The sequence below is a fragment of the Enterobacter cloacae complex sp. P2B genome (assembly GCF_014895985.1).
GTDB lineage: Bacteria > Pseudomonadota > Gammaproteobacteria > Enterobacterales > Enterobacteriaceae > Enterobacter > Enterobacter bugandensis.
Map to the genome: position 1 here is coordinate 119,684 of NZ_JADBQQ010000013.1, position 17,213 is coordinate 136,896.

Below are 17,213 nucleotides of genomic sequence, written 5' to 3' on the forward strand. Positions count from 1 at the left end.
AGTCATTCCTCGCATGTCGTTTGGGTGTCTGTCAGTTATACCCGCCCATCAGCCATCGCGAATGTGGCGTTCCTGTCCGTTTCTTGCCCAATCCTCTGAATTTATCCGCGCGGGGCGTCGCCAAAGACGCTGTAGTCCGGCAGCTGCACCTGCTGATACGGCTCCCAGCCGCCGCCGAGCGCCTTGTAGAGCGCCACCAGATCGAGGGCGCTTTGCACCTGCGCCTGCGCGCGCTGCTGCTCGGCCTGCGCCAGCTGCCGCTGGGCGTCCAGCACGTCGATAAAGCTGGCGATCCCCTGGCGGTAGCTGTCGCTGGCTAAATCAAAGGCGTTTTGCAGGGCGTCGATGGTTTTCGCGAGGCCCGCTTCACGCTGCTGGTCGGTGCGATAGCTCACCAGCGCGTTTTCGACATCGCCGAGCGCGGTCAGCACCGTCTGCCGATAGTCCAGCACCGCGGCTCCCTGCTGCGCGCGCGCCACCTTGACGCTGGAGACCAGCCGACCGCCCTGGAAAATCGGTATGGAAACCTGCGGGCCGAAGCTGTAGAAGTGGCTGCTCCAGTCGGTCAGCCAGCCGGATTCGCTGTTGCGCAGGCCAAACTGTCCGGAGAGGGTAAAGCTCGGGAACAGCTCGGCCACCGACACGCCGATTTGCGCCGTGGCGGCATGAAGGTTGGCCTCCGCTTCGCGCACGTCCGGACGGCGGCGCGCCAGCGTCGACGGAATGCCGGTCTGCACGATATCCGGCAGCGCGGGCATTGGCTGCGCGGATTGCAGCTCGCTATCCAGCGCCCCCGGAGGCTTGCCGAGCAGAATAGCCAGCCCGTTCATCGCCTGGCGTTCCTGGGCCTGATACTGCGGCAGCTGGGCTTCAAGATTGCCCAGCTGCGCCCGGGCGTTTTCCACGTCCATCTGCGGCGACAGCCCGCCGCGCTGGCGGCTTTCGGTCAGGTCCAGCGTCTGCTGCGCGCTTTTAATCTGAGTATTCAGGGTAGCGATAATGCTCTGCGCCCCGCGCAGCTGGAGCCACGCGCGCGCCACTTCCGCTTCCAGCGACACCAGCGCATCGTTACGCTGTTCGATGGCGGCCTTCTGCTGCGCCTCGGCGGCTTCCACCTGACGGCGCACCTTGCCCCAGAGGTCGATTTCCCACTGGGCGTCGAAGCTGCCCTGATAAAGGTTAATCGGCTGCGTCAGCGGCCCCAGAGCGCCTCTGAGTTCAGGGTCGACATTATCCAGCTGGTCGTACACGCCGTGGGATTTTAGCTCCCCTTCCAGCCCGAGCTGCTGGCGCGTCGCCTGCAGATTGCCGTTCACCGACGGGAAAAATGCCCCGCCCGCCTGGTTAATCTGTTCACGCGCCCCGGCAATGCGCAGTACCGTTTGCTGCAACGTCAGGTTTCCGGCGATGGCGCGTTCAACCAGACTGTCGAGCTGCGGCGAGCCGAAGGTTTTCCACCAGCGCGGATTGGTCGCGGCGGAGGTGGTTTGCGATTTTACCGCGCTGTCGCCCTTATCGTTCCAGTGCGTAACGGCGGGTGGCGCAGGCTGCTGGTAGTCCGGCCCGACGGCGCAGCCCACCAGCAGCATCATTATCATCAGGGGGTGTAAACGTCTGTGTATCATCAGTGTGCTCCTGCACTCCCCTCGCTCTTAACCGGCGAGAGCAACAAACAAAACGGAATCAATAGCAAGGCCACGGCGCTCAGAATGGTGAAGACGTCGATGTAGGCCAGGAAGCGGGACTGCTCGATCATCGTCTGGTACATCCGCCCGGTGGCAATCCCGGTCGGATCGCCCACCTGGGTGGTGAAGTTCTGGATCGCCTGGGCGCTTTCGCGAATCGCCAGCTGGAACTGCTCGTTAAACGGCGAGGCGTGGTAGGCAAGGTGCGCGCTGTGCGCCTGCGCGCGCTCGGTGATGGCCGCCGTCGAGAGTGAAATCCCGATGGACCCCGCCACGTTGCGGAACATGGTAAACAGCGCCGCCGCATCGGCGTTGAGCCGTCTCGGTATCGAGATGAAGGCGATGGTGGTGAGCGGCACAAACAGGAACCCCAGACCAATCGACTGGGCGCTGCGGAACAGCACCAGGGTTTCGAAGTCAATATCCGGCGTCAGCGTGCGCGACCAGAAGAACGACACCGCCAGGCAGGTAAAGCCAAAGGCGATGATCCAGCGCGTCTGCACCACCGGCATCAGCTTCAGCACCAGCGGGATGGTCAGCACGATCAGCACCGCGCCGGGCGAGAGCACCAGCCCGGACCAGGTGGCGGTATAGCCCAGATCCTGCTGCGCCAGCTGCGGGATCACCACCGAGCTGCCGTAGAGGATCATCGCCATCCCAGCCATCAGCAGGCTGGAGATCGCGAAGTTGCGGTCCTTCATGCAGTGCAGATCCACCACCGGCTTTTTGGCATACATCAGCCAGTAGATTGCGCCGATAATGCCGACCAGCGTCAGCACCGCGAAGGTGCGGATAAAGTTCGAGTAGAACCAGTCGTCATCCTCGCCCCGGTCGAGCATCACCTGCAAACAGCCAAGGCCGAGGGCGATCAGGCCGATCCCCGTCCAGTCGATGGTCAGCTTCTCTTTTGATTTGCTCTCCCACGGCGGATCTTCCAGCAGCTGGTAGATCGCCAGTACCGTCACAATCCCCACCGGGATGTTGATAAAGAACACCCAGCGCCAGGAGTAGTTGTCGGTGATCCAGCCCCCCAGCGTCGGGCCGAGCACCGGCGCGACGATAATCGCAATGGAGGAAAGCCCAAACGCTTTGCCCCTGTCCTCCGGCTTGAAGTAGTCAAGCAGCACCGACTGCTGGGTGGGCTGCAACCCGCCGCCAAAGAAGCCCTGCATCACGCGGAACAGGATGATTTGCCACAGCTCGGTGGCGATGCCGCACAGAAACGAGCAGATGGTGAACATCACGATGCAAATGAGGAAGAACTGCTTGCGGCCAAACAGCCGGCTCAGGAACGCCGAGATGGGCAGCACGATGCCGTTCGCCACCAGGTAGCTTGTCAGTACCCAGGTGGATTCGTCGTAGCTGGCCGAGAGCGACCCCGCCACGTGCGGCAGCGCGACGTTGACGATGGTGGTGTCCAGAATTTCCATGAACACCGCCAGGGTGACGACAATCGCCACCGCCCACGGGTTACTGGCGGGCTTCCAGTTATCGTGGCTATGATCCGTCATTCCACGGTGACCTTCGGTTCAACCGACAGCCCCAGCGGCAGCGGCTTGTTCGGATCCAGACCTTTATCAATGACGATTTTTACCGGCACGCGCTGAACAATCTTCACGAAGTTACCGGTGGCGTTTTCCGACGGGAAGGCGGAGAAGCGCGAGCCGCTGCCCTGCTGGATGCTGTCGATATGGCCTTCAAGCTCCATATCCGGCCAGGCATCCACGGAGACGCTAACCTTATCGCCGGGCTTCATGCGCTCAAGCTGGGACTCTTTAAAGTTCGCCACCACCCACACGTTCGGGGAGACCAGCGAGAACAGCGCGGTGCCCGCCTGAACCAGCGTGCCGGGCTGCACGTTGCGTTTGGTGACAAAGCCGTCGAACGGGGCGCGGACTTCGGTGTAAGAGAGGTTCAGGTTCGCGGTTTCCAGCTGCGCTTTGGCCTGATCGACCTGACGCTCGCGGGCTTCGACGTTGGTCTCCTGTTGGCGGATTTGCAGCTGTACCTGCTCCGCCACTTCCAGCTGCGCCTGTGCGCTGGCAAGGCCAGCCTGGGCGCTGCGCAGCTGAGCGTTAGCAGAATCAATACTTTGCTGGGTGGTCGCGCGCGGGTCGACGCCGCGCTGGCGGCGGTATTCCGCCTGCGCGTTCGCCAGATCGGCCTGCGCTTTCAGCACCTGCGCTTTGGCTTCGTCACGCTGGGCGGGATACTGCACTTTTGAGAGCGCCAGCTGCGCCTGGGCCTGATGCAGCTGCGCGATAGCCAGCCCAAGCTGAGCCTGAGCCTGATCGCGCTGGGCGGTGGTATCACGCGGATCGATCACCACCAGCACGTCCCCTTTCTTCACGCGCTGGTTATCCCGTACGCGAAGCTCGGTAACGTAGCCCGCCGTTTTAGGGGCAATCGTCACCACGTCGCCGTCGGTAAAGGCGTCGTCGGTCGTCTCTTCGTTGCGGGTTAAAAACCACCAGACCAGCGCCACGATCACCATCACGATGACCACGATGCCAAGGATAATTAACGGTTTTTTGCCCGGGCGTTTACGCTCGTTATTGTTTTTATCCTGCTCGTCAGCAGGTGGATTTTGTTCTTCTGCCATAATTCAGCAACGGTCCTGTCAGTGAGCGGCATCACACTATGCCGTTCACTAAAGCTAGGACGTTGCTATACATTTGCCAGGAAAAACTGACAAATTGCGCACTATATGAGAAGGAATAGTCCGAAACCGATCGCCGCAGCCCAGAGCAGCATCGGGATCGACCAAAGGTGGAAGCGCCACCAGATGCGACGGTCGTTGGCCATGCGCAGGGCGATCAGGTTTGCCAGGGAGCCGGGCAGCAGCCCAAACCCACCGATGTTCACCGCCCAGGCCAGCAGTGTGTCCGGCGGAACGTAGTTAAGCAGCAGAATGGTGGCAGGCACGTTGCTGATAAACTGCGACAGGCCAATCGCCGTCAGCCACAGCCCCGGCTGCGACAGCGTGCTGACGCTGTGCAGAACGTTTTGCAGCACCGGAAGCTGAATAAGCAGATGCACGTCGATGAACATCGCCATAAAGACCAGCAGCAGCGTCCAGTCCACGCTGACCAGCACGCGCCGCGCCAGCACGACAAAGCCCGCGGCGACGAGCAGGACGCCCGCCAGCTCATACTTCAGCTCCAGGGCGAACAGAAAGACGATATATAATCCGAGGCAGCTCCACACCAGCCGCGGCTGCCACTGCGGGCCCGTGGTCCCGCTATGGTATTGCAGCTTTTTATCCGGAAACGCGAACCAGCAAACCGCCAGCAGCGACAGCATCATCACCAGCGCCAGAGGCGCCATCTGCCAGGTAAAGGCGGCGAATGACAGACCGGAACGTCCCCAGAGAAGAATATTTTGCGGGTTGCCGATGGGCGTCAACAGAGAACCGGCGTTAACGGCGAGCGCTTCAAAGATGATCAGTCTGCTGACCGGGATCTCGCAAAGCTTACGCAGGGTGAGCGTGAGGGGCACGATGATAAACAGCGCCACATCATTGGTCAGAAACGTCGACAGCACCGCGGCGGAGAAGACCATAAACAGGGCCAGCCTGCGCTCGGTGGCAAAACGGCGCACCATTTTACGCCCCAGGACGTCAAAATAGCCGCTCAGCTCGACCCCTTTGGTCAGCATCATTAACCCGCTCAGGGTGATGATGGTGCGCCAGTCAATCGCCGCAGACCAGGCCTGTGGCGCAAACGGCACAAACAGGCTTAACCCGGCGCCAATGATTAATAAGAGATGGAAGAAACGATCGCGTGAGAGGGCCTGCAGTCCAGGGATTTTCATTCAGCGGAGGGACCATATTTAAGGGTAAATTCGCGAAACTTTACCAGCGTCTCTTCGCTAACGTGGTGCTCCATTCCTTCCGCATCCCGACGGGCAATTTCCGGGCTGACGCCCAGCACCAGCAAAAAGTTCTCGACAAGCTGATGGCGCTCGCGGCTCTCCTGCGCAAGCTTCTCCCCTTCCGGCGTCAGAAACACGCCGCGCCAGGGGATCATTTCGATCAGGCCTACCGAGGCCAGACGTTTTAACATTTTAGCGACCGTCGGCTGCGAAACCCCGAGCCTGGCGGCCATATCGACCTGACGCGCTTCCCCAACCTCGCGGATCAGATCGGAAATCAGTTCAACATAATCATCAATCAGTTCACGCCGGTGCGCTTCACGGACCTGGCGAAAACCTTCGACATGTTCTTCAACATTCACCAGTTGCGTCGTTTTTTTAATGGCTGGCTTACCTGCGCGACGGTTCATTGTACTTCCTCATTGGGGTGACGCTTCCAGCGCCCGGTATCGAGAGCGCACATTGTAAACCATCCCTCCACAAGCACAAAAAATTAACGAAATAGCCATAGCTATACAATATAGCCTGTGCTATATCTGTATGTAATGCAGTCACCCTTCACGGATCGAAGGGATCAAACATCAGGAGGTCTCATGAACGAATTCAAGAGGTGCATGACCGTGTTTACCCACTCTCCTTTTAAAGTGCGCTTAATGCTGTTGAACATGCTGTGCGATATGTTTAACAACAAACCGCATCAGGACGACAAACCTTCCCACTAAGCGGCGTTGCGGTACGCCGCTTCATTTTTCTGTCACACTTCCGCTGTAAACTGACCAATTCCCGATAATTTTTGCGGATTTGCAGCCCCCTTCGCAAAACATCTGTTTAGCAACTGTTGACCTTAATTCACGCTCGCACTATCTTCTTGCAGCCCTGCACAATTTGCGGCTCGCTGAAGCGGACCTCTCATTCCCTTTCCACGCACTGTCCGGCAGGCTTTGACCCTTGGCGCCAGGGTGAGCACATGGCGTTTTTGTGATAGTGACCTATGAATGTAACCCTGATAGATACCATCGTTACCCGCAGCCGGGCCTTAAGCCCGTGGACGGGATTTTACTTTTTGCAGTCGCTGCTGATTAACTTTGCGCTCGGCTATCCCTTCAGCCTGCTTTATGCAGTGGCTTTCACCTGCATCCTGCATGTGCTGTGGCGAGCGGCCCCGCGCGCGCAAAAAGCGTTGGTAGGGGTCTGTTCGCTGATTGCTGCGATGTATTTCCCGTTTGGCCAGGCCTACGGCGCGCCAAACTTCAACACCCTGCTGGCGCTGCACTCCACCAATATGGAAGAGTCGACGGAGATCCTGACGATCTTCCCGTGGTACAGCTACGTCGTCGGCCTTTTTATCTTTGCGCTTGGCGTCATCGCGGTTCGTCGCAAAGCAGACTCGAAGAGATCATGGGGAAAAATGGAGTCTCTGTGCCTGGCGTTTAGCGTGGGGACGTTTTTCGTTGCGCCGGTGCAAAACCTGGCCTGGGGCGGCGTGTTCAAGCTAAAAGATACGGGCTATCCGGTGTTCCGTTTCGTTAAAGACGTCGTCGTGAACAATAAAGAGGTTCTCGACGAGCAGGCGCGCATGGCTGAACTTTCCAATATGAAAGACACCTGGAACGTGCTGGCGGTTAAGCCGAAATACCATACCTATGTGGTGGTGATTGGCGAGAGCGCACGTCGCGACGCGCTGGGCGCATTCGGCGGGCACTGGAATAACACACCGTTTGCCAGCTCTGTCAACGGCACCCTGTTTACCGATTATGTGGCGGCCAGCGGCTCGACGCAGAAATCGCTCGGCCTGACGCTGAACCGCGTGGTGGATGGCAAACCTCAGTTTCAGGATAATTTCGTCACGCTGGCCAACCGCGCCGGTTTTCAGACCTGGTGGTTCTCCAATCAGGGGCAAATTGGCGAATACGACACCGCCATCGCCAGTATTGCTAAGCGTGCTGACGAAGTGCAGTTCCTGAAGAGCGGTGATTTTGAAGCCGACAAAAACACCAAAGACGAGGCGCTGCTGAAGATGACGGCGCAGGTCTTTGCTACCCCGCGCACCCAGCCGCAGCTGATTGTTCTGCACCTGATGGGATCGCACCCGCAGGCCTGCGATCGCACTGGCGGTAAATACGCGGAGTTTGTGCAGTCGAAAGAGACCTCTTGCTATCTCTATACCATGACGCAAACCGATGAGCTGCTCAGCAAGCTTTACGATCAGCTGCGCAATACGGGCGAAAGCTTCTCTGTGGTCTATTTCTCTGATCACGGGCTGGCGTTTAAAGAGCGTGGCAAAGAAGTGCAGTATCTGGCGCACGACGACCAGTTCCAGCAGAATTTCCAGGTGCCGTTTATGGTGCTGTCGAGCGATGATAAAACGCATCGCGTTATCAAAGCGCGGCGCTCGGCGAATGATTTCCTGCAGTTCTTCTCGCAGTGGACGGGGATTAAGGCCAAAGAGATAAAAAATGGTTACCCGTTTATCTCCAACAAGAAAGCGCCCCCAGTGTACGTTACCAACTTCAAGTTACAGAAAGTTGACTATAACCATCTGGGTACCGATATTTTTGATATTAAGAGTAAGTAAGCTGTGCGATCTCGTGCGGTCTGATACCCTCACCCTGACCCTCTCCCACAAGGAGAGGGAAAAAGCTAAAAAAAAATCCGCCACATTGGGCGGATTTTTTATTAGCTCACCGAAGTGATTAGAAGCGGTAACCTACGCCCGCGATCCAGGTGCCAACGTCAACGTTGCGGATACGGCTCTGCTCATAGGAGAAGTCCAGCGCCACGTCCTGGATTGGGTTGAACTGCAGGCCTGCGCCATAGGAGAAGCCGTAGTCGCTGTTGCTTGCAGTGCGGTTCAGACCCTGGTTTTCGGTCTGCTGGAATTTACCGTAGCCAACACCTACAACACCGTAGATGCTCGCCCAGTCGTTCAGACGGTAAGCTGGACCAGCAGTGATACCGTAGTACTGGCCTTTGTTGTATGCGCCGTTTTCAGTACGATCTTTCTCGGTGTAGGTGAAAGAACCGATCACGCCCAGCGGGTTGTTATCCTGCTCGTAACGATACTTCAGGTTGAAACCGTTGGTTTTGTTCATCACGCCCTGCATATCGCTCTGAGCGTAACCACCAGTTACAGTAGAAGTAGCAGCTACAGCGGTACCTGCGGAAACAGCCAGTACAGCGGCCAGTGCTGAAAGACATGCAATTTTTTTCATAACCACCTCAAATGTGCTTCAAGTAAGTCCGTAAGTTTTAAATATATCAAAAAATTTTGCGAAACTCTTTGTGATTCGCGATGTCTAACGAGGCCTTTCCTGTAACAGAACGTTTCCAACCTCAGCTAACTCTTTCAAATCACATGCGATTTTTCCTACTAAACGCCCATATTGCGCGTCTGCGCCGTTACATTCATCCAGATTATTCCTAATCTTTCAGGTGATAAATCCACCAGCGCTTAACCATTTTACGGATTTTACGGCTCTTTTTTTTCAACGTAGTCTCAACCGTAGCTGTATATTTCCTTTACACTGCAACCTTTACTCCACTTGACATTAGCTGACAGGAGAAAGGATGCCTGGGTTATCCCGCACGTCGTCGGTCTGGTTGCCGGTAGCCGTCATACTTATTGCCATGTTGTCCATCCAAAGCGGTGCTTCGCTGGCAAAATCGCTTTTTCCATTGGTGGGTGCGCCCGGGGTAACAGCCCTGCGTATCGTGCTGGGAACGGCGATACTGGTCGTCATCTTCAAACCCTGGCGTCTGCGCTTCAAAAAAGAGCAACGTCTCCCCCTGCTTTTTTATGGTCTGTCCCTCGGGGCAATGAACTATATGTTCTACCTCTCCATCCAGACCATCCCGCTGGGGATTGCCGTCGCGCTGGAGTTTACCGGCCCGCTGGCGGTCGCGCTTTTCTCGTCACGTCGTCCGGTGGATTTTATCTGGGTCGTGCTGGCCGTTCTGGGCTTATGGTTCCTGCTGCCGCTCGGCCAGAATGTCTCTGAGATTGATCTCACGGGCGCAGCGCTGGCGCTGGGAGCAGGAGCCTGCTGGGCTGTCTATATACTCACCGGGCAGCGAGCGGGTGAAGAGCATGGCCCGGCAACGGTCGCCCTGGGTTCCGTGATTGCGGCTATCGTTTTTGTCCCGATCGGTATGGCGCAGGCCACGGAGTCTATCTGGCAATGGTCAGTCATGCCCATCGGGCTGGCGGTCGCTATTCTTTCAACGGCACTCCCCTATTCTCTGGAGATGATTGCCCTGACGCGTCTGCCGACGCGTATATTTGGCACTCTGATGAGCATGGAGCCCGCCCTTGCGGCGATCTCCGGGATGGTGTTCCTGGGCGAAACGCTGACGTTTACCCAGACGCTGGCGCTCTGCTCAATTATCGCGGCGTCAATGGGGTCAACGCTCACCATGCGCCCTGAACCTAAAGTTGAGAAAATCGACATCGGCTAACGCCATATATTCTGCATGGCTTCACGGCCATGCAGAATAAAGGCCAGAACATCATCCGTTATAATTTCTTACATAGTTTGTCATATTACCGAAATATCCTCCCGCACCCATTATCCTCTATGCGAATTAAGATTGATCCGCATCAATTTTAAAATTATCTACTAATTTCAACAAATTAGATTATCAACCTCCTTCTTGCTATTAAACCGATAGGCACAGCCAGACCGCAGAGAAAAAATCCGGTGCTATACTTAGTTCCGTAATTACCTGGGACATAAACATCAAGAGGATATGAGATTATGAGTACCGCTAAACTGGTGAAAACGAAAGCGTCTAATCTGCTTTATACCCGTAACGATGTATCGGATAGCGACAAAAAAGCGACCATTGAGTTGCTGAATCGCCAGGTGATCCAGTTCATCGATCTTTCGCTGATCACCAAACAGGCCCACTGGAATATGCGCGGTGCAAACTTTATTGCCGTCCATGAAATGCTGGATGGCTTCCGCACAGCACTGGTGACACACCTCGATACGATGGCTGAACGTGCCGTTCAACTGGGTGGTGTCGCGCTTGGGACCACGCAGGTGATCAACAGCAAAACGCCGCTGAAAAGCTACCCGCTGGATATCCACACCGTTCAGGATCACCTGAAAGAGCTGGCGGACCGCTACGCGATTGTGGCCAATGACGTGCGCAAAGCGATTAGCGAAGCCAAAGATGAAGATACCGCAGACATCTTCACCGCCGCGTCCCGCGACCTGGATCAGTTCCTGTGGTTTATCGAATCTAACATCGAGTAATCCATAAGACTTTCCTGTCAAACCCTCGCCTCTGGTGAGGGTTTTGCACATTTATGGTGCACAGTTTTTGCCTGAGACGGTGCAAAAGTGAATAAATTGTAATAATCACCTCACACAACCGTTAATGGAAGATTGTTTTTTCGTCAGAATTTACGCTTAATATCTCCCCGTCAGTTGACCCAAACGAAGCGCACCAAAATGGTGCTCCATACTGGTGCAACACGACATCATTGCCACGCTTTTTGTGCAATGTATGATTTCATCCCCTTTGTAAAACAACAGCTTGTAAAGTTGGCACGATTTTTTCATTGTGCCAGTCGTTCTCGCAGGGGATCGCCCCGTGGATATAAAAGGAAATGCTATGAAGTCTGTATTAAAAGTTTCACTGGCTGCACTTACCCTGGCTTTTGCGGTGTCCTCTCAGGCTGCCGACAAACTGGTTGTGGCGACCGACACGGCGTTCGTTCCGTTTGAATTCAAACAGGGTGACAAATACGTTGGTTTTGATGTTGATCTGTGGGCCGCTATCGCCAAAGAACTCAAACTGGACTACACCCTGAAGCCGATGGACTTCAGCGGCATCATCCCGGCGCTGCAAACCAAAAACGTCGATCTGGCGCTGGCGGGCATCACCATTACCGAAGAACGTAAAAAAGCGATCGACTTCTCTGACGGCTACTACAAAAGCGGCCTGCTGGTGATGGTCAAAGCGGATAATAACGACGTAAAAAGCGTGAAAGACCTCGACGGTAAAGTGGTGGCAGTGAAGAGCGGCACCGGTTCCGTGGATTACGCGAAAGCGAACATCAAAACCAAAGACCTGCGCCAGTTCCCGAACATTGACAACGCGTATATGGAACTCGGCACTAACCGTGCTGACGCTGTTCTGCACGACACGCCGAACATCCTGTACTTCATTAAAACGGCTGGTAACGGCAAGTTCAAAGCCGTGGGCGACTCTCTGGAAGCTCAGCAGTACGGTATCGCGTTCCCGAAAGGCAGCGACGATCTGCGCACGAAAGTTAACGGCGCGCTGAAAACGCTGAAAGAGAACGGCACTTACAACGAAATCTATAAAAAATGGTTCGGTACTGAGCCTAAATAATTTTACCTGAATTCAGGTTTATAGCGCCCGGCGGCGCTCACGCTGGCCGGGCCTACATTTTTCGTTTTTCACCACGGTATACAGGAATACATCATGCAGTTTGACTGGAGCGCCATCTGGCCTGCCATTCCACTCTTGCTTGAAGGCGCTAAAATGACCCTGTGGATTTCGGTCCTGGGTCTGGTAGGTGGGTTGATTATCGGTCTTGTCGCCGGTTTCGCCCGCACCTACGGTGGCTGGATTGCAAACCACATCGCACTGGTTTTCATCGAAGTGATCCGCGGCACGCCGATTGTCGTGCAGGTCATGTTTATCTACTTCGCCCTGCCAATGGCCTTCACCGACCTGCGCATCGATCCGTTCAGCGCGGCCGTCGTGACCATTATGATCAACTCGGGCGCCTACATCGCGGAAATCACCCGCGGGGCGGTGCTGTCGATTCATAAAGGTTTCAGCGAAGCCGGTCTGGCATTAGGTCTTTCTCGTCGCGAAACGATCCGTCACGTTATTCTCCCGCTGGCGCTGCGCCGCATGCTGCCGCCGCTGGGTAACCAGTGGATCATCAGCATTAAAGATACATCGCTGTTCATCGTTATCGGCGTGGCCGAACTGACCCGTCAGGGCCAGGAAATTATTGCGGGCAACTTCCGCGCGCTGGAAATCTGGAGTGCGGTCGCCGTCGTTTATCTGATCATTACGCTGGTACTGAGCTTCGTTCTGCGCCGTCTTGAAAGAAGGATGAAAATCCTGTGATTGAATTTAAAAACGTCTCCAAGCACTTTGGCCCAACCCAGGTGCTGCACAATATCGATCTGAATATCAAGCAGGGTGAAGTGGTGGTGATTATCGGGCCTTCCGGTTCCGGTAAATCGACCCTGCTGCGCTGCATCAACAAGCTGGAAGAGATCACCAGCGGCGATCTGATCGTTGACGGTCTGAAGGTAAACGACCCGAAAGTGGACGAGCGTCTGATTCGTCAGGAAGCGGGCATGGTGTTCCAGCAGTTCTACCTGTTCCCGCACCTGACGGCGCTGGAAAACGTGATGTTTGGCCCACTGCGCGTGCGCGGTGCCAACAAAGCGGCAGCGGAAGCGCTGGCAAAAGATCTGCTGGCGAAGGTTGGCCTGGCGGAGCGTGCGCACCACTACCCTTCCGAGCTCTCCGGTGGCCAGCAGCAGCGCGTGGCGATTGCCCGAGCGCTGGCGGTAAAACCGAAGATGATGCTGTTTGATGAGCCGACGTCCGCACTCGACCCGGAGCTGCGCCACGAGGTGCTGAAAGTCATGCAGGATCTGGCGGAAGAAGGGATGACGATGGTGATCGTGACCCACGAAATCGGCTTTGCTGAGAAAGTGGCTTCCCGCCTGATCTTTATTGATAAAGGCCGCATCGCCGAAGACGGTAACCCGCAGGAATTGATCGCGAATCCGCCTAGCCAGCGTCTGCAGGAGTTCCTGCAGCACGTCTCCTGATCCCTCGCTACATACCGAGCCGGGCTTGCCCGGCTTTTTTACGCCAGATTGTTCCCAAAAACTCCCCTCCGCCTCTCGCCCTCTATACTTATCATTTTGCACGATATTTTTGTCGGAGGACGCCGTGCCGTGGATCCTGCTGCTGTTGATAAGCCTGTTTAGTGCGCCATCGCTCGCCGTGGCAATCCCCGGCGTCACCACCGGAGCAACTGCTACTCAGCAAAATACGCCGCCTCCGGAGCCGGATGCAGAACAAAAAAAAGCGGCCTATAGCGCACTTGCCGACGTCCTTGAGAATGACACCTCCCGGCAGGAGCTGATCGATCAGTTGAGGAAGGTGGCCGCCACGCCGCCTCAGGATCCGGTTCCGACCATTACGCCACCGCAGATCGAAGAGGAAAAGACGGTACTGGAAAATGTCACCGACATCAGCCGCCGCTACGGGGAAGCTCTGTCATCGCGTTTTGCCCAGCTCTATCGAAATCTTGTTGGCACCTCGCATAAACCTTTTAATCCCCACACCTTCACCGCAGCCGCCACGCAGTTTGCGATTCTGGCGGGTGCCGTATTCATTTTTTACTGGCTGCTGCGCCTGTGCGCCTGGCCGCTCTACCGGAAGATGGGCCACTGGGGACGGAAAAAAAATCAGCATAAAAGCAGCTGGCTGCACCTCCCGGCCATGATTACCGGAGCGTTTATCATCGATTTACTGCTGCTGGCCCTGACGCTGTTTGTCGGTCAGGTGCTGGCGGACCGCCTCAATACGGGCAACAAAACCATTGCCTTCCAGCAGGCGCTCTTCCTGAATGCGTTTGCCCTCATCGAATTTTTTAAAGCGGTGCTGCGCGTCATCTTTTGCCCGCGCGTGCCTGAACTTCGCCCTTTCAACATCAACGACGACAGCGCGAAATACTGGGCCGTGCGGCTAAGCGTGCTCAGCGGGCTGATAGGCTACGGCCTGCTGGTTGCCGTGCCGATTATCTCCAACCAGGTTAACGTGCAGTTTGGCGCGCTGGCGAACGTGCTGATTATGCTCTGTATAACCGTCTGGTCTCTGTACCTTATCTTTCACAATAAAAGGGCGATCACCGAGAGTCTGCTGCATCTGGCCGACCGTTCCCTCTCTTTCTTCAGCCTGTTTATCCGCGCCTTCGCGCTGGTGTGGCACTGGCTGGCAAGCGCGTATTTTATTGTGCTGTGCTTCTTCTCGCTGTTCGACCCGGGAAACAGCCTGAAATTTATGATGGGGGCGACGTTTAAAAGCCTGGCGATTATCGGCATCGCGGCGTTTGTGTCCGGGCTGTTGTCCCGCTGGATCTCGAAAACCATCACCCTGTCGCCGCAGGTGCAGCGTAATTACCCGGAACTGCAAAAACGGGTGAACGGCTGGATGTCGGTATCGCTTAAGGTGGCGCGCATTCTGACCGTCTGCGTGGCCATCATGCTGCTGCTGAACGCGTGGAGCCTGTTTGATTTCTGGAACTGGCTGCATAACGGCGCAGGCGAGAAGACCGTCGATATTTTAATTCGTATCGCGCTGATTCTGTTCTTCTCCGCCGTCGGCTGGACGCTGCTGGCGAGCCTTATCGAGAACCGTCTGGTATCGGATATTCACGGCAGACCGCTCCCCAGCGCCCGCGCGCGCACGCTGTTGACCCTGTTCCGCAATGCGCTGGCGGTGATCATCAGCACCATCACCATCATGATTGTGCTATCAGAAATCGGCGTGAATATCGCCCCGCTGCTGGCGGGTGCAGGCGCGCTGGGGCTGGCGATCTCCTTCGGCTCGCAAACGCTGGTGAAGGATATTATTACCGGCATCTTTATCCAGTTTGAGAACGGGATGAACACAGGGGATCTGGTGACCATCGGGCCGCTGACCGGTACCGTGGAGCGGATGTCGATTCGTTCGGTAGGCGTGCGTCAGGATACCGGGGCATATCACATCATTCCGTGGTCATCCATCACTACCTTCGCCAACTTTGTGCGCGGGATAGGTTCCGTGGTGGCGAACTACGATGTGGACCGTCATGAGGATGCCGACAAAGCGAAGCAGGCGCTGCGGGATGCGGTGGAAGAGCTGATGGAAATGGAGGATATTCGCGGGCTGGTGATTGGCGAGCCGTCGTTTGCCGGCATCGTTGGGCTGACCAACACGGCGTTCACCCTGCGCGTGTCGTTCACCACCCAGCCTCTGAAGCAGTGGACGGTGCGCTTTGCGCTCGACAGCATGGTGAAAAAACACTTCGATCTGGCAAACGTGCGGATGCCGGTACAAACGTATCAGGTACTGCCGCCGCCCGCAGCGCCGCTCCCACCGCAGGAGCCGACGCTGTAGCCGGGTTGCCCGGTGGCGCTGCGCTTACCGGGCCTACGAAACACATTATTTGCGACGTTTGTTATCGTCCATAAACGACCAGGCGATAAAGCGGCTCTGCTTCTGGCCCTGCGCCATCTCTTTTTTCACTACTTTTACGGCACCCCCTTCGCTCAGCGCGCGGTAGAGCGGCGGCAGGTTATCCCCGCGGGAAACCAGCGTCGTGAACCACTTCACCTGACGGCCAAACTGTAGGCTTTCCGCAATCATGCGCAGGATGAAGGCAACTTCACCGCCCTCGCACCACAGCTCCTGCTGCTGCCCGCCGAAGTTCAGCGCGGCGTCTTCCGCCTGACCGAGGTTGCGGCGTTTACGCTCGCTGCCCGCGCGAGCCGCTGCCGCCGAATCATGAAACGGCGGGTTGCACATCGTAGCGTCATAGCTTTCGTTTTTATGAATAATGCCGTTGAAGATGGAAGCCGCCTCTTTCTGACGACGCAGACGAATGGAACGGCTCAGGCCAGGGTTCGCGCTGATAATCGCCTGCGCGCTGGCAAAGGCCTCGGCGCCAATTTCGCTCCCGGTAAAGCGCCAGTGATATTCATGTACGCCAATCAGCGGGTAAATCAGGTTTGCCCCGGTGCCTATATCCAGGATGGAAGCCTGCTGCGGTACAGCGCCGTCACGATCTTCGGCAAGCAGATCGGCAAGGTGATGAACGTAATCAGCGCGGCCCGGCACAGGGGGACAGAGAAAGCCTTCCGGAATATCCCAGTGAGCCACACCGTAAAAATGCGCCAGCAGGGCTTTGTTCAGCGTTTTCACCGCCTGCGGATCGGCAAAGTTGACGGTCGGCTCACCCGCTGGGGTCTGGACAATATAGTCCTGCAGCGCAGGGCAGCTCTGGCACAGGGCGTTCATGTCGTAGCGGCTGCGGTGGCGATTTCGTGGGTGCAATCCCGGCTTTTGGGAAGTCATGGCGTTCTCCTTTAAACAGCGGCGTAAGATACCCTGTGCTGGCCCAGCGGTAAATCTTTCTCTGCGGCGCTTAAAAAAACGTCGTAAATCAAACACCTCTACGTCTATGATCTGTCAGCGAATTGTCAGTTTTTATCGTTCAAAAAATAAGCAGATCATCATCAAATATTTGCGCTAAGTCACACTCGTCAGGCTTCTAAACTTAAAGGGAATCACCTGTTGTTTCCTCATGAGGATGTGATTATGAAAAAGTACCTGACCCTTGCTATTATCGCCGGCGCCCTGGCAACGGCTTCATTTTCTGCGATGGCCGTTCAGTCACTGAATGAAAGTACCGATACTAGCCAACTGCGTCCGGCGGGCACCGTCTCGGTAAGTCGCGCAAGTAACCTGGACGATCTGCAGAATAAACTGGCCGAAAAAGCCCGCCAGGAAGGTGCGAAAGGCTTTGTCGTGAACTCCGCTGGCGGAGATAACCATATGTACGGCACAGCAACCATCTATAAATAATTTTTTTCCTCCACA

16 protein-coding genes are annotated in these 17,213 nt (G+C 56.2%); 9 read left to right on the plus strand and 7 right to left on the minus strand.

The features are described from left to right. Positions 1-101: 101 nt before the first annotated feature. The 5 genes from IM313_RS13425 to mntR form a co-directional block, all read right to left on the minus strand. Entirely contained in the window at positions 102-1,625 is a 1,524-nt protein-coding gene (locus tag IM313_RS13425) for an efflux transporter outer membrane subunit (RefSeq protein ID WP_028012454.1), read from the minus strand. Next, complete coding sequence (locus IM313_RS13430) at positions 1,625-3,196, minus strand: DHA2 family efflux MFS transporter permease subunit (protein WP_028012453.1); 1,572 nt, start codon at positions 3,194-3,196, stop codon at positions 1,625-1,627. Before IM313_RS13430 ends, IM313_RS13425 begins: the two co-directional genes overlap by 1 nt. Beyond that, a complete protein-coding gene (locus IM313_RS13435; protein ID WP_028012452.1) occupies positions 3,193-4,287 on the minus strand; it encodes an HlyD family secretion protein in 1,095 nt (364 codons plus the stop codon). Before IM313_RS13435 ends, IM313_RS13430 begins: the two co-directional genes overlap by 4 nt. Before the next feature lie 101 nt (positions 4,288-4,388). Further along, complete coding sequence (locus tag IM313_RS13440) at positions 4,389-5,498, minus strand: anion transporter (RefSeq protein ID WP_049136963.1); 1,110 nt, start codon at positions 5,496-5,498, stop codon at positions 4,389-4,391. Then, entirely contained in the window at positions 5,495-5,968 is a 474-nt protein-coding gene (gene mntR / locus IM313_RS13445) for a manganese-binding transcriptional regulator MntR (RefSeq protein WP_028012450.1), read from the minus strand. Before mntR ends, IM313_RS13440 begins: the two co-directional genes overlap by 4 nt. Positions 5,969-6,151: 183 nt before the next feature. Here mntR and mntS point away from each other — a divergent pair, with 183 nt between their 5' ends. Next, a complete protein-coding gene (gene mntS / locus IM313_RS13450; RefSeq protein WP_014831181.1) occupies positions 6,152-6,280 on the plus strand; it encodes a manganase accumulation protein MntS in 129 nt (42 codons plus the stop codon). Positions 6,281-6,549: 269 nt separating this feature from the next. After that, entirely contained in the window at positions 6,550-8,133 is a 1,584-nt protein-coding gene (locus IM313_RS13455) for a phosphoethanolamine transferase (protein ID WP_192972094.1), read from the plus strand. 118 nt (positions 8,134-8,251) lie between these two features. On the opposite strand, the gene ompX is transcribed toward IM313_RS13455, so the two are convergent. Continuing rightward, positions 8,252-8,770 carry an outer membrane protein OmpX gene (ompX, locus tag IM313_RS13460; RefSeq protein ID WP_028012448.1) on the minus strand — a complete coding sequence of 173 codons (519 nt, stop codon included), beginning with the start codon at positions 8,768-8,770 and terminating at the stop codon, positions 8,252-8,254. Between the two features lie 355 nt (positions 8,771-9,125). Between ompX and rhtA the strand changes: the two genes are divergently transcribed. From rhtA to ybiO, 6 genes are all read left to right on the plus strand, one after another. Then, positions 9,126-10,013, plus strand: coding sequence for a threonine/homoserine exporter RhtA (gene rhtA, locus IM313_RS13465; protein ID WP_041910716.1), 888 nt, complete (start codon positions 9,126-9,128; stop codon positions 10,011-10,013). A 299-nt stretch (positions 10,014-10,312) separates the two neighbouring features. Beyond that, entirely contained in the window at positions 10,313-10,816 is a 504-nt protein-coding gene (gene dps / locus IM313_RS13470; RefSeq protein ID WP_008501171.1) for a DNA starvation/stationary phase protection protein Dps, read from the plus strand. Between the two features lie 361 nt (positions 10,817-11,177). Then, positions 11,178-11,921, plus strand: a complete 744-nt coding sequence (gene glnH / locus IM313_RS13475) for a glutamine ABC transporter substrate-binding protein GlnH (RefSeq protein WP_014831177.1) — start codon at positions 11,178-11,180, stop codon at positions 11,919-11,921. A gap of 93 nt (positions 11,922-12,014) precedes the next feature. Continuing rightward, positions 12,015-12,674 carry a glutamine ABC transporter permease GlnP gene (gene glnP, locus IM313_RS13480; RefSeq protein ID WP_003858462.1) on the plus strand — a complete coding sequence of 220 codons (660 nt, stop codon included), beginning with the start codon at positions 12,015-12,017 and terminating at the stop codon, positions 12,672-12,674. Next, a complete protein-coding gene (glnQ, locus tag IM313_RS13485; protein ID WP_028012446.1) occupies positions 12,671-13,393 on the plus strand; it encodes a glutamine ABC transporter ATP-binding protein GlnQ in 723 nt (240 codons plus the stop codon). The genes glnP and glnQ overlap by 4 nt, the downstream gene beginning before the upstream one ends. Before the next feature lie 124 nt (positions 13,394-13,517). Beyond that, on the plus strand, positions 13,518-15,731 hold the full coding sequence (ybiO, locus tag IM313_RS13490; RefSeq protein ID WP_192972106.1) for a mechanosensitive channel protein: 2,214 nt from the start codon (positions 13,518-13,520) through the stop codon (positions 15,729-15,731). A 45-nt stretch (positions 15,732-15,776) separates the two neighbouring features. On the opposite strand, the gene rlmF is transcribed toward ybiO, so the two are convergent. After that, positions 15,777-16,688: a 23S rRNA (adenine(1618)-N(6))-methyltransferase RlmF gene (gene rlmF, locus IM313_RS13495; RefSeq protein ID WP_192972095.1), complete on the minus strand. Its 912-nt coding sequence runs from the start codon at positions 16,686-16,688 to the stop codon at positions 15,777-15,779. Positions 16,689-16,931: 243 nt separating this feature from the next. On the opposite strand from rlmF, the gene mcbA reads away from it, so the two are divergent. After that, the gene (gene mcbA, locus IM313_RS13500; RefSeq protein WP_049136969.1) at positions 16,932-17,198 is read left to right on the plus strand and encodes a DUF1471 family periplasmic protein McbA; all 267 of its coding nucleotides are present in this window, start codon (positions 16,932-16,934) and stop codon (positions 17,196-17,198) included. Positions 17,199-17,213: the final 15 nt, after the last annotated feature.